This is a genomic window from Methylomonas sp. 2F7, assembly GCF_057126975.1.
Map to the genome: position 1 here is coordinate 1,405,552 of NZ_CP195203.1, position 12,607 is coordinate 1,418,158.

Below are 12,607 nucleotides of genomic sequence, written 5' to 3' on the forward strand. Positions count from 1 at the left end.
TGTCTATAACCAAGAGGAAATATTAATGAAATTGGTTATTCTTGCGGGTGGATTGGGCACTCGTATCAATGAAGAAACCTCGGTAAAGCCTAAGCCGATGATAGAAATAGGCGGCAGGCCTATTTTATGGCACATAATGAAGTTATATTCTCATTATGGGATTAACGAATTTATAATATGCTTGGGTTATAAGGGCTATATTATAAAAGAATATTTTGCCAACTATTTTCTGCATATGTCGGATGTGACGTTCGATATGGAGCATAACGAGATGCAGGTGCATCAAAAATATGCGGAGCCATGGAAAGTGACCTTGGTAGATACCGGTGAATTAACGATGACCGGAGGCCGGTTAAAAAGAGTCCGTGATTATGTCGGCGATGAAACATTCTGTTTTACTTACGGGGATGGGGTTGGCGATGTCGATATTAATGCGCTGATCAATTTTCATCGTTCCCACAATAACGCAGCAACAGTGACCGCCGTGCAACCGCCGGGCCGGTTTGGGGCCTTGGAATTGGAGGGTAGCCGCATCAAGAGTTTTCAGGAGAAACCGCAGGGCGATGGTGCTTGGATCAACGGCGGTTTTTTTGTATTGTCGCCAGCAGTGTTCGATTTTATCGATAGCGACGAAACATTATGGGAGAAAGAACCGATGGAGCGTCTGGCTAATAGCAATCAGCTGCACGCTTATTTCCATAAGGGCTTCTGGCAACCGATGGATACATTAAGAGATAAACAGCATTTGGAACAGCTTTGGCAACAGCAAAAAGCACCGTGGAAGATATGGTAGAAAATAGCGATTTTTGGCGAGGCAAACGAGTTTTTATAACAGGGCATACCGGATTTAAAGGCGGTTGGTTAGCGTTATATCTGCATCGGCTCGGTGCGGAGATTAAAGGGTATGCCTTACCGGCGCCAACTGCGCCAAGTTTATTCCAAGTAGCCGATGTCGCTTCGGTACTGCAGCACGTTGAAGGCGATATTCGCGATTTAACAAGCGTGATGGCGGAAATGCAAAGTTTTCAGCCGGAATTTGTGTTTCATTTGGCCGCGCAACCGCTTGTACGTTATTCCTATCAACAGCCGGTGGAAACCTACGCCACCAACGTGATGGGTACGGTTAATTTACTGGAGGCTGTTAGGCACACCGCGTCGGTAAAGGCAGTAGTGATAGTCACGAGCGACAAATGCTACGAGAACAAGGAATGGTTGTGGGGCTACCGTGAAAACGAGCCGATGGGCGGCTTCGATCCTTACAGCAATAGCAAAGGCTGTTCGGAACTGGTGACTGCCAGCTATCGCAATTCCTTTTTCCCCAGTGAACGCTACGCTGAACACGGTGTGGCGGTGGCGTCGGTGCGTGCCGGTAATGTGATCGGCGGTGGAGATTGGGCTCAAGATCGCTTGATTCCCGACATCATGAGAGCATTTATGGCCGGTGAGGCTGTGACGATTCGTAACCCTACGGCCATTAGACCTTGGCAGCATGTACTGGAGCCGGTGACAGGCTATGTCCTGTTAGCCGAAAACCTCTACAAAAACGGTTGCCAATACGCCGAGGGCTGGAATTTTGGGCCTAGCGAAGCAGACGCGCAACCTGTAGCGTGGATATTGGAAAAACTGGCGGGCTTATGGGGCAATGGCGCGAGCTGGCAAATCGATGGTAGCGAGCAGCCGCATGAAGCTCACTATTTGAAGCTTGATTGCTCCAAAGCCAAGGCCCTTTTGGGTTGGGTGCCGCGTTGGACTCTCGCCCAAGCGTTGGCGATGATTGTCGAATGGAACCTAGCTTATCAACAAGGCAAGGATATGCGGCAGGTCTGCGCAGAGCAGTTAGAACAGTTTTTGACAGCCGATCAACATTAATATTATTGAAAATAAAGATAAGACAGTGACAGAAAATACATTAAAAGCACAGATTTTGGATTTGGTTGAACAATACGCCGCCGAACGTTATGCCGAGAAAGCTTTTGTTCCGGAACAGTCCGTGGTGCCGCCGTCGGGTAAGATTCTCGGCGCAAAAGAACTTAGCTATATGGTCGAAGCGTCGCTGGACGGTTGGTTAACGACCGGACGATTCAACGATCAGTTTGAAAAGCAATTAGCCGAGTTTATTGGCGTTAGCAGCGCGTTGACGGTCAATTCCGGTTCCTCTGCGAATCTGTTGGCTTTTGCGTGTTTGACATCCGAAAAGCTGGGCGACCGCGCCTTGCAAAAAGGCGACGAAGTCATTTCCGTAGCGGCTGGTTTTCCCACAACAGTGAATCCCATTCTGCTTTACGACCTGGTCCCGGTATTTGTCGATGTGGAAATACCAACCTACAACATCGACCCCAGTAAGATCGAGGCGGCCATCACGTCTAAAACCAAGGCAATCATGATTGCCCACACGCTGGGTAACCCTTTTGACCTGGATCAAGTGGTCGATATTGCAAAAAGATACAATCTTTGGCTGATTGAAGATTGTTGCGATGCCTTAGGTACAACCTACAAAGGCCGTAATGTCGGTACCTTCGGCGATATTGGCACGCTTAGCTTTTATCCGGCCCACCACATTACGATGGGCGAGGGCGGTGCAGTATTTACCAGTAGTCGTCGCCTGAAAACTATCATCGAGTCGTTTCGGGATTGGGGCAGAGATTGTTACTGCGCTCCCGGCGTGGATAACACCTGTAAAAAGAGATTTGGTTGGCAGTTAGGCGATTTGCCGGCCGGCTACGACCACAAGTACACCTATTCGCACTTGGGTTATAACTTAAAAATTACCGATATGCAGGCGGCCTGCGGCTTAGCGCAGTTAGAGCGCGCGCCGGAGTTGATTGAAATCAGAAAACGTAATTTTAAATTCTTGAAACAACGCTTAGCCACTTGCGAGCAATATTTAATTCTGCCGGAAGCGACGCCCGGATCGGATCCATCATGGTTTGGATTTCCCATAACGCTGAAGGAAGACTCAGGTCACGAGCGCGTGGAATTGTTGAAATATCTGGATAAATACAAAATCGGCTCTCGCTTGCTGTTTGCCGGAAATTTAACCCGTCAGCCCTATATGAAAGGCAGACAATACAGAATTTCCGGCTCGCTGGATGTGACCGATAGAATTATGCGGCAAACCTTCTGGATTGGTATTTATCCGGCCTTAACCACCGAGATGCTGGAATTTGTTGCCGAGAAAATAGAAATCTTTTTTGGTATCCGTCAATAAGTTGGCAAACAATCAATGCAAAACAAGACCATAAAATATAGCGATCTATTGGCCGATTGGTTAAAAGAAAAAGGATATACCCACTGCTTTTACGTGGCGGGAGGCAATATCATGCACATTCTGGCTAGCGTCAATCGTCATTTCAAATGCGTTAGCGTGGTGCATGAGGTGGCCGCTGGCATCGCCGCGGAGTATTTCAATGAAATAAGCGCCGATGGCAAAGCCTTTGCGTTGGTAACTGCCGGTCCGGGATTAACCAATATTGTCACCGCCGTAGCGGGTGCTTATTTGGAGAGCCGGGAATTATTGGTGATTGGCGGGCAAGTAAAGACTGCCGATCTTTGTCGGCAACAAGTGCGTCAGCGCGGCATTCAAGAGATTGATGGTGTCGATATCGTCAAGCCGATTACCTCAAAATCGGTGCTGATGGATCGCTTGATCTCTTGCGAGGAATTTAACCAGATTATCGACGCTGGGGTTACAGGCCGCAAAGGTCCGGTGTTTCTTGAAATTCCATTGGACATCCAAGGTGCGCCAGTCGATGCGAGTGATCCATTATGCCAATTCCACTCATCTAACAAGCAGGCTATTCCAGCTATTGGTGCAGCCGAAATTCAACGCCTAATCGATGATGTTCGCTCGGCAAAACGGCCATTCTTGTTAATCGGTGCGGGAGTGGCTAGACAAACTGTAGAACAGATTTACGACGCCTTGGAACCCATGGGTATTCCATTGGCAACCACATGGAATGGTGCGGACCGGATAGCAGCCGATCATCCTTTATATTTTGGTCGCCCGAATACCTGGGGTCAACGCTACAGCAATCTGTTGATGCAGCAGGCCGATTTGCTCATCGCACTAGGAACCCGTTTAGGTTTGCAACAAACCGGTTTTAACTGGCAGGAATTCGTACCTAACGGCAGAGTAGTGCAAGTGGAATGCGACCCCACCGAGCTTAATAAAGGCCATCCCCGCGTCGATTGCGGTTTGCAAGGCGATGCCAATCAAGTGCTAAAAGCATTGGCGGCAGCCAGCCTTGGCGATCATTCCGACTGGGTGAGCTACTGCCAAAAAGTGAAAGCCCAATTGCCGTTGATCGAGCCGATCAACAACACGGCCGAGAATTATGTATCGCCGTACGATTTTGTCAGCCGTTTATCTGTGCACTGCCGAGAAACCGATAACGTCATTCCATGCAGTAGCGGCGGCGCCTTTACCGTGATGATGCAAACCTTTGCCCAACAGCGCGGCCAACACATTGTTACTAACAAGGGCTTGGCATCCATGGGGTACGGGTTGAGCGGCGCGATGGGCGCGGCTTTTGCCTATCCGCAGCGTAGGACCATTCTAGTAGAAGGCGATGGCGGGTTTGCCCAGAATTTACAAGAGTTGGGTACGGTTGCGGTTAATAAATTAAATCTGAAGATTTTTATTTTTAACGATAATGGCTACGCATCCATTCGCATGACGCAAAGAAATTATTTTGATGGTGCCTATATTGGTTGCGACCAGTCCTCTGGCTTGGGCTTGCCGGATTGGCTAACCTTATTCAAAGCCTTTAATCTGCCTTGTATCAAACTAGATACTAATTTTGAGCAAAACCCTGAGTTCCAAGCTTTATTCGAAAGCGATCAACCGGCTGGCTTTATTGTGCCGATAGATCCGGAACAAACCTATCTTCCCAAAATAACCAGTAGGGTAACGGAAACAGGTTCTATGCAATCAAATCCATTACATCAAATGACCCCGGATTTGGACGAACATTTGTATTCTGTAGTAGCGCAATATTTGCAATAAATATATCCAGCATGAATAAAAAATTAATCTCCATAGTAATCCCTGCCTATAACGAGCAGGACAATGTTGATGAGTTAGCCAAACAGTTAACAGCGGTATTTGCGGAAAATAGTGCTTACGATTTCGAAGCTATTATTGTAGAGAACGGCTCCCAAGATAACACCTACGATAAGCTCTGCGCGGTACATCAGAAAGATCCGCGTTTTAAAATCGTGCAACTGGCGCGTAATTTTAGAATGGATGGCGGTATTACCGCCGGGCTTAATTATGCGTCTGGCGATGCAGCTGTGATCATGACTGCCGATTTGCAAGACCCACCGCATTTAATAACCCAATTCATCAAAAAATGGGAAGAGGGTTATGAAAATGTGTACGGTATCGTTACTAAACGTAATGGCACGGGCCTGATTCGTCGTTTTAACTCGCAGTTGTTTTATTGGGTTGCCAATGGTTTGACTAATGGCATGGTGCCCAGAAATGTTAGCGATTTTAGACTGATCGACAAAAAAGTTTACGAAACCATCAATTCCATACATGAACGTAACCGCTTCATCCGTGGACTATTCGCCTGGGTTGGTTACAAATCTATTGGCGTCGAACATGAACGTGCGGAACGCTTTGCGGGGGTGTCTGGGGCGCATACATTCAAGGTTATCGAACTGGCGTTAAAAGGCATATTGGCTCACTCTTATGTGCCTTTAAAGCTTATTACTATATTGGGAATAACCATATCCGCGGCTTCCTTTGTCCTGTTAGTATGGACAATAGTAAAAGCAATATTCTGGGGTGTGCCGTTTGCTGGGTATGGAACCATTATGACAGTTATGTTTTTGATGTTCGGAATATTATTTACTATGTTGGGTATTGTTGCAGAATATATTGGTTTGATATACGAGGAAGTGAAGAATCGCCCTAATTTTATCGTGAGAAAGGAAGTTGGGTTCAATAACTAAACGTTTTTGGGGTAACGAAAAAATTCGTTATCTATTTGTAGGTTTGTATAATACCGCTTTTGGGTATGGTTTTTTTGCAGTTATTTGGTTTTTCCTACACCATGATTTACATTATGTGGGGCTTTTAATCATAAGTCATTTTGTATCGGTGATTAATGCATATTTGGGTTATAGGATTTATGTGTTTCGCGTGAAAGGACGGTGGTTGAAAGAATTTTTTAGGTTTAACATGGTTTACCTTGGTGCTTTTGGTTTTAATTTAATAGCATTACCTCTTTTGGTCGAGAGACTTAATCTACATACATTGATTGCCCAGGCAATTATTGTATCTATTACTGTGATAAGCAGTTATATCTTGCATCGCCGATTTTCTTTTAAAAAGAATAGTGCGCAAAGTAAGTTATCTTAAATTTACTATCTAGTATGGATGGCATATTGAATGACTTCAGCTGATAGTGTGTGTGTAAAAAATAAAGATATTCATTGGTGGTTCGTATGGATAATCTTTTCAGAGCTAATTTTTCTGATCTTTTTTGTCAAGTATTTTGAATCCAGCGGTTCTGCAATACCACCATTTTTCTTTGCGCCTTTAGATACATTTATGGACTTCTATAATACAAATTATTGGAGTCTGAATGATGGGCGTTATGATATATGGCAATCAATTTATCCGATAAGTGTATTTGCATTGGCGCAAATGTTAGTGCCGGATTATTGTGCTTCCGTTGTTTTACCTGCAGAGTTACGAGATTGCGCGCCACATTCTATCGCTTGGCTATTTTTATTTTATTTTTGTGCAATTTTTTTATGTACAAAATTAATCGTAAAGCGGGTGAGGATAAAATATATTTCGGTTGAGATAATTATATTTCTCGCGTTGCTGATGCAATTCCCCGGGCTTTATGCGTTAGAAAGAGGGAACTATATTATAGTTGCTTTTATGTTGTTGGCTTTTTCTCAGGCTTTTGGCGTCAATTGGAAAGGCGCGGTATTTCTTGCGTTGGCTATAAATATTAAGCAGTATTTAATAGTGCTATGGTTTGTGCCGTTTTTTAAAAGGGAATATACATACTTTTTGATGAGTCTTTTTGCATCATTATTGATTAATCAAATAAGTATGCTTGTGTTGGAAGATGGAAACTATAGGCAAATTTTCGAAAATATGTTTTCTTTTTCTGGCGCTGTTAATTCGGATTTTTTTCAGAAAGTTTGGTATACAACTTCGCTTAGTTCCTGGTCGAAAGCTGTCTTTTACTATCAGGACCGGATTCCGGGAATCCTCTATTTGGCTGCGCACTTTTTAAGGTGGTTCGTTCTTTTTGTTGCGGCGTATATTTTATTTTTATCAGCGCGAAAAGCTCACTTTTTCACTTGGGAGCAATTAAGCGTAGTTGTTTTGCTTTGTATGATGGTGGCTACTGATTCTCCAGGGGGGTATGCAGTTATTTTGTTACTGCCATATTTAAGTGCAATTTTAATTGGAAGATATGCTAATAAATATAGAAGGATAATCATGTTTGTGCTGTTGATTCCTCTAGATTTTGTGGTTGGTCCGATAATTGAGTTCAATCAATTTAGTTTTCTTTCTCAGCATTACGTGGATGTATCAACCGGGTTGACATTTGGTGCATATATTCGTCCATTTTGTCTGCTTTTCATGTTGATAATCATGAGTTACCCGGTTTTAATATCTTTAAGGAAATTTTCATGACATTTAAAAGCCTAGTTGATGCGCTGATAAAAAATAAGAAATATATAGGTTTAAATCTCCTGTTCTGGGTTTTAATGGCCTTTATTTTGCTGGAAGTAATGCCTGTTAAATATGAGGCACAAATTATAATTAAGTTAGGTCAATTTGATAACAATACGCCCATTGCTGGTGCGGCGGAGTCCATCGAATATTTACGTAACTCAGAAACCTTAATTACGGTGGCGACTGCTAATAACGTATCTCCTAATAAGCTCTCAAAAAGAATTAGGACGCATCCTATCGATAATAATAAAGCAATAAAGATACTAGTCCATTGGGATTCTGTTGACGATGCTGAGCGCTTAGTTTCCGCTTTAGCTCAGAAAATTGTCGATCATCATCAGCAAAAATTGAACAAAGAACTCAATAGTGTCAAAAATGAAATACTTTATTGGGAGAAAATTTTAGATAAGAAGGAATGCAATAGTCAGGCAGTTGAATCAATTTCCCAGCTAAAATTGATTATTTTGAGTATGAAGCCAACAGAAATCGTGGCTCCCGCATCAAAGTCATTTGATATTGTATCTATCGATTATGGGACAGTTTATTTAGTAGCGCTATTCATGTGGATGTTTTCAAGCTTGCTAATCATTGAGTATTATAGGTCGTGAGTCTATAAATTGTATTTTAAAGCTGGACAATATATTCAAATCATGGGTTTTTATCAAAAAAATAACTATTTAGCAATCTTTGTCAGTGGTTTATGTATTCTGTCTTTAATTGTTTGGCGTGATATGCCTTATTATCCTGATGAGATCGCTCTGCAGTTTAGTTCAGGGAGGTATATTCAAGACCATGGCATGGGGCACGGGTTATACGTGCTTTGTCCATCGTGGCAACAAGAAACTCCATTGTTACTTGAGTTTCCGGCATGGGTTTTATCGGTTGTCATGCTTAACATGTCTCCTGTGTATTTTAGATTTATCCCTTTGTTAGTCACTTTGGCGATAGTTTTAACTGCCATATACAGAGTCGCAAAATTAAGTAATCATTATTCCGCGACAATTATTACAACAGCATTTATAGGTGTTGCGGGGTCCGGGTTAGTTATGGCTAGGCCAGAGTTTTTACATTTATTTAATCTTTTCTTTTGCTTGTTAGCCTTTATTGTGTGCTCTGAGCGAAATTATCGAGAGTCATCTATTTGTCTTATAACCTTGATGGGGTTGATAATTAGTGCTTGGCTTTCTATTTTTGTACATATTCAAGGGATTTTGTTTGTCCCGCTAACGTTCGTATTGTGTTTGTATTTGTTATCTTATTTTCCTAACAAGAAAATAACATGGTCAATTGTTGGTATATACTTTAGTAGTATTACTCTGTCGGCTATATTTTACTCCAAGCAGAGGTTGATGTGTCCAAATTATCCTAATATCGAGAATTTTTTTGCCTCATTGACAATCGATTTCGATTTGGTTTTATCAAAAGGAGTGCTTAAATGGTTGATTGATGGTTTTATAGGATATTCACAACCTTTCTTATATAATGCTAGTTATACTATAGGCTATTTGCCTCCTGTTAGTGAAGGCTCGGTTGGTATATCGGTTCTAAATTTTCTAATAAGATTTATATTGTTTTTTAATTTGGTGGCTGTTTTTGTTATTTTAATATATAGCTTATCAATATTTTTATGTAAAATTATTTTTAGTCTGCGGAATGGAAAAGTTAATGCCTTGAGTTTTAATTATTTTTGTAGTTTTCTGCTGATTCTGGCTATTTTCCCTATTGTTTTTTTATACTTTTATGATGCGGCTCATAATTTTTATAGAACATTTTTCTTGAATGTAATCACATCAGTTATACTTGGGTTGGTGCTGGCAAATAATGTGAATCAGTCTTTTTTAAAATTTGTTAAGTTCTATTCATTTTTCTGTATGTTTGTTGTTATTGCATCGTTATTGGTGAACTATAAAATTTTTACAAAGCAATTGATAGAAGGCTTTGAGGGGCCGTCAATTGCATTGAAAAACTTAAATAATATAAATGCCGATGTGGTTGCCATGGCAAGTCTGTGCGATATAGATTTGGATAAAGGGCGTATCATTGTTGATGATTTAGTCTACGATAGTTTGAAACGTTTTCCCATATTATTCCCTATTACATATCTTGACTTACAAGGGCAGTTGATCGGAACTGGAACTTTAAGTGTGCTTGACGTTGCAAAGCCTAACGCAATTATTGCTCGTTGTGGGTATGTTCAGCATGCTAATATTCCTTACACGCATGTTCAAAATGGCTTATGTTGCGCAAAGCTTATTTAGGGATTCTGTACACCGAATTCTATTTATAAAATTATTTGATAATGTAAAATAGTATGCGGTGCATGACATTGCTCAATGTAAACACACATATATTTTATTATTCTACTGTGACTTTAAAGTGAAAAAAGTAGCTATTCTTCAATCGAACTATATTCCGTGGAAGGGTTACTTCGATATTATCGCGGCTGTTGATGAGTTTATTCTCTATGATGATATGCAGTTTACTAAGAATGATTGGCGAAATCGCAATAAGATTAAGACACCCAAAGGTGTCGAGTGGCTTACTGTTCCAGTGGGGCAGGGAATAAGTCGACGAATTCGCGATGTGGAAATGTCGAACAGTTTATGGCAGCACAAGCATTGGAAAACACTAGCAGCAAATTACAGAAGGGCGCCGTTTTTTTTTGAGATTTCTTCATTGTTGGAGCCAATTTATTTAGGGCAAAATCACCTGAATTTGTCAGTGTTTAATAGAACTCTCATCGAGGCTATTTGTGGTTACCTTAATATCGATACGGTTATCAAAAATTCTTGGGACTACACTATAGGAGATGGAAAAACTGAGCGTCTTGTTAGCTTATGTTTGCAATCAAACGCGTGTGAATATTTCTCTGGGCCCTCTGCAATTGACTACATCAAACAAGAATTTTTCATAAAAGAGGGTATCAATGTTAGTTGGATTAATTACGATGGTTATCCTGAATATCCGCAGTTGTGGGGGGAGTTTTGTCATGGAGTTTCAATAGTTGATTTATTGTTTAACTGTGGTCAAAACTCTTCGCGCTATATGAAATTCGTAGCAAAGTAATAGGCTGTTTTAGTATATGGCGTGGAGTATATTTAAATTATGAAAAATATCGATGTAAGCAATAAGGAATTACTTGCTAGTGCAGAAGTAGCAGAGCATATATACCAAATTCAAACACGTGGTTATAGTGAACTCCCCGATTTTCTTAGTAAGGAAGAGGTAAATATTCTTAGGACTTCCATGGAGTGCGCAATCAGTGAGTTTAAACCGATTGAAGGAGTTGAGAGAAGCTTTCTGGACCGCTACCAAATACATGACTTGATTAACCGAGACATCAACTATGGCCGTCTCTTGGAGGACCCACGCCTGCAGCAGTTAATCGCCCCTCATTTAGGTGAACATTGGATCATGTACGCGGCGACGTCATCGTCGATTCCACCGCATGGAAGCAATTACTCAAGCCGATTGCATGTTGATTGTCCTCGTTTTCATCCGGGGTATATCTTTAACATGGGGTTGATTTGGGTGCTTGATGATTACACGTTTGATAACGGTGGGGCGCTCAAGATTTTGCCTGGCTCACAGCATTCGGACATCAATCCTGGGCTAGATTTCTTTGAGAAGCACTGTATTCAGGTGGATTGTAAGGCCGGGTCGCTGTTGTTATTCAATGCGAGGATTTATCATCGTACATTTGAAAACACCACCGATCACTGGAATCACTCGATGACACTCAATGCATGTAGGTCTTTCATGAAGCCCCGCATGGATTGGGTGCGTTTCATACCGAATGAGATTAGTTGTCAATTAAACGCTCAGGCGAGAAGGCTGATCGGGTTTGACACCCGGTTGCCGACCAACCTGGAAGAGTTTTTCCTGCCGGAAGAGCAGCGTTTGTACAAGGCGAATCAGGGGTAAGCGATGCCGGGTTTAGTGGAAATCAGTGTCGTGATTCCCGTGTACAACAACGTTGCTGCGTTGCGGGAACTGACAGAGCGCCTGCTGGCGACCCTCGGACAATGCTCCCGTGGCTATGAGATTATCTACATCAACGACGGTAGCCGCGATAACTCGCTTGCCATCCTGAAGGAACTTGCCGCGGAAACGCCTGCGGTCAAGGTCGTCAACCTGTCGAGAAACTTCGGCCAGCATCCGGCGATTTGTGCTGGTTTCGAACATGCTTCAGGGGAGATCACCATCCTCATGGATGCCGACCTGCAGGACAGGCCGGAAGACATTGTCGAGCTGGTGCAAAAGCTGCGTGCGGAAGACGCCGACATTGCTTACACCATCAAGCAGTCCACGGACAGGAAAATGACAAGCCGGTTGACTTCGACGCTCTACCACTACGTCTTCGCCCGCATTGTAAAAACCAACGTGCCGCTGAACATCGGGACGTTCCGGGCCTTCAACCGCAAGTTCCTGGAGGCCGTGTTGCAGTTCAGGGAAGTCAACGTTCTCTACGGACCGCTCATGTTCTTCATGGGGTTCAAATCCTGTTTTCTGGAGCTCCCCTATCATGATCGGCCGCATGGCAAGAGTTCCTACACCTTCAGGAAACGCCTGCAACTGGCGGTTGACTCCCTCATCAGCTACACCGATGTGCCACACAGGCTCTCCATGATGTTCGGCGTGATCCTGCTGCTTGGCAGCCTGCTGTATGGGCTGGTCGTCACGCTGCAGTATTTGCTGTTCGGGGCCTCGCTGCCCGGCGGCAGCACGCTGATTCTGCTGGTGCTTTGCCTGACCCTGGGCAGCGTCATGATGACCCTGGGGGTGATCGGTAGCTACGTGTTCCGCGTGTATCAGGAAGTGCTGCACCGCCCCAGATATCTGGTGCAGGAAAGAATCAATGTTTCCCGGGTACGGGATTAAGAATTAACTGAGAGG

The 12,607-nt window shown here is 43.1% G+C and carries 12 protein-coding genes; all 12 read left to right on the forward strand.

Features of this window, described 5'->3' with window-relative positions:
* Positions 1-25: 25 nt before the first annotated feature.
* The 12 genes from rfbF (at position 26) to ACR64Q_RS06480 (ending at position 12,592) form a co-directional block, all read left to right on the forward strand.
* Positions 26-793 carry a glucose-1-phosphate cytidylyltransferase gene (gene rfbF, locus ACR64Q_RS06425; protein WP_313734010.1) on the forward strand — a complete coding sequence of 256 codons (768 nt, stop codon included), beginning with the start codon at positions 26-28 and terminating at the stop codon, positions 791-793.
* Complete coding sequence (gene rfbG / locus ACR64Q_RS06430) at positions 757-1,869, forward strand: CDP-glucose 4,6-dehydratase (protein WP_313734011.1); 1,113 nt, start codon at positions 757-759, stop codon at positions 1,867-1,869. Before rfbF ends, rfbG begins: the two co-directional genes overlap by 37 nt.
* Positions 1,870-1,894: 25 nt before the next feature.
* The gene (rfbH, locus tag ACR64Q_RS06435) at positions 1,895-3,208 is read left to right on the forward strand and encodes a lipopolysaccharide biosynthesis protein RfbH (RefSeq protein WP_313734012.1); all 1,314 of its coding nucleotides are present in this window, start codon (positions 1,895-1,897) and stop codon (positions 3,206-3,208) included.
* Positions 3,209-3,223: 15 nt separating this feature from the next.
* Positions 3,224-5,005, forward strand: a complete 1,782-nt coding sequence (locus tag ACR64Q_RS06440; RefSeq protein ID WP_313734013.1) for a thiamine pyrophosphate-binding protein — start codon at positions 3,224-3,226, stop codon at positions 5,003-5,005.
* 11 nt (positions 5,006-5,016) lie between these two features.
* Positions 5,017-5,958: a glycosyltransferase family 2 protein gene (locus tag ACR64Q_RS06445; protein WP_313734014.1), complete on the forward strand. Its 942-nt coding sequence runs from the start codon at positions 5,017-5,019 to the stop codon at positions 5,956-5,958.
* Positions 5,942-6,367, forward strand: a complete 426-nt coding sequence (locus ACR64Q_RS06450) for a GtrA family protein (RefSeq protein ID WP_026604247.1) — start codon at positions 5,942-5,944, stop codon at positions 6,365-6,367. The genes ACR64Q_RS06445 and ACR64Q_RS06450 overlap by 17 nt, the downstream gene beginning before the upstream one ends.
* 30 nt (positions 6,368-6,397) lie before the next feature.
* Positions 6,398-7,669 (forward strand): glycosyltransferase 87 family protein, encoded by a 1,272-nt coding sequence (locus ACR64Q_RS06455; RefSeq protein WP_313734015.1) that lies wholly within the window; start codon positions 6,398-6,400, stop codon positions 7,667-7,669.
* Positions 7,666-8,319, forward strand: coding sequence for a hypothetical protein (locus tag ACR64Q_RS06460; protein ID WP_026604249.1), 654 nt, complete (start codon positions 7,666-7,668; stop codon positions 8,317-8,319). The genes ACR64Q_RS06455 and ACR64Q_RS06460 overlap by 4 nt, the downstream gene beginning before the upstream one ends.
* Before the next feature lie 42 nt (positions 8,320-8,361).
* Complete coding sequence (locus tag ACR64Q_RS06465; protein ID WP_197026992.1) at positions 8,362-9,969, forward strand: hypothetical protein; 1,608 nt, start codon at positions 8,362-8,364, stop codon at positions 9,967-9,969.
* Positions 9,970-10,087: 118 nt separating this feature from the next.
* Positions 10,088-10,777 (forward strand): WbqC family protein, encoded by a 690-nt coding sequence (locus tag ACR64Q_RS06470; protein ID WP_036278285.1) that lies wholly within the window; start codon positions 10,088-10,090, stop codon positions 10,775-10,777.
* A 39-nt stretch (positions 10,778-10,816) separates the two neighbouring features.
* Positions 10,817-11,635, forward strand: coding sequence for a phytanoyl-CoA dioxygenase family protein (locus ACR64Q_RS06475; RefSeq protein ID WP_026604252.1), 819 nt, complete (start codon positions 10,817-10,819; stop codon positions 11,633-11,635).
* A gap of 3 nt (positions 11,636-11,638) precedes the next feature.
* The gene (locus ACR64Q_RS06480) at positions 11,639-12,592 is read left to right on the forward strand and encodes a glycosyltransferase family 2 protein (protein ID WP_026604253.1); all 954 of its coding nucleotides are present in this window, start codon (positions 11,639-11,641) and stop codon (positions 12,590-12,592) included.
* Positions 12,593-12,607: the final 15 nt, after the last annotated feature.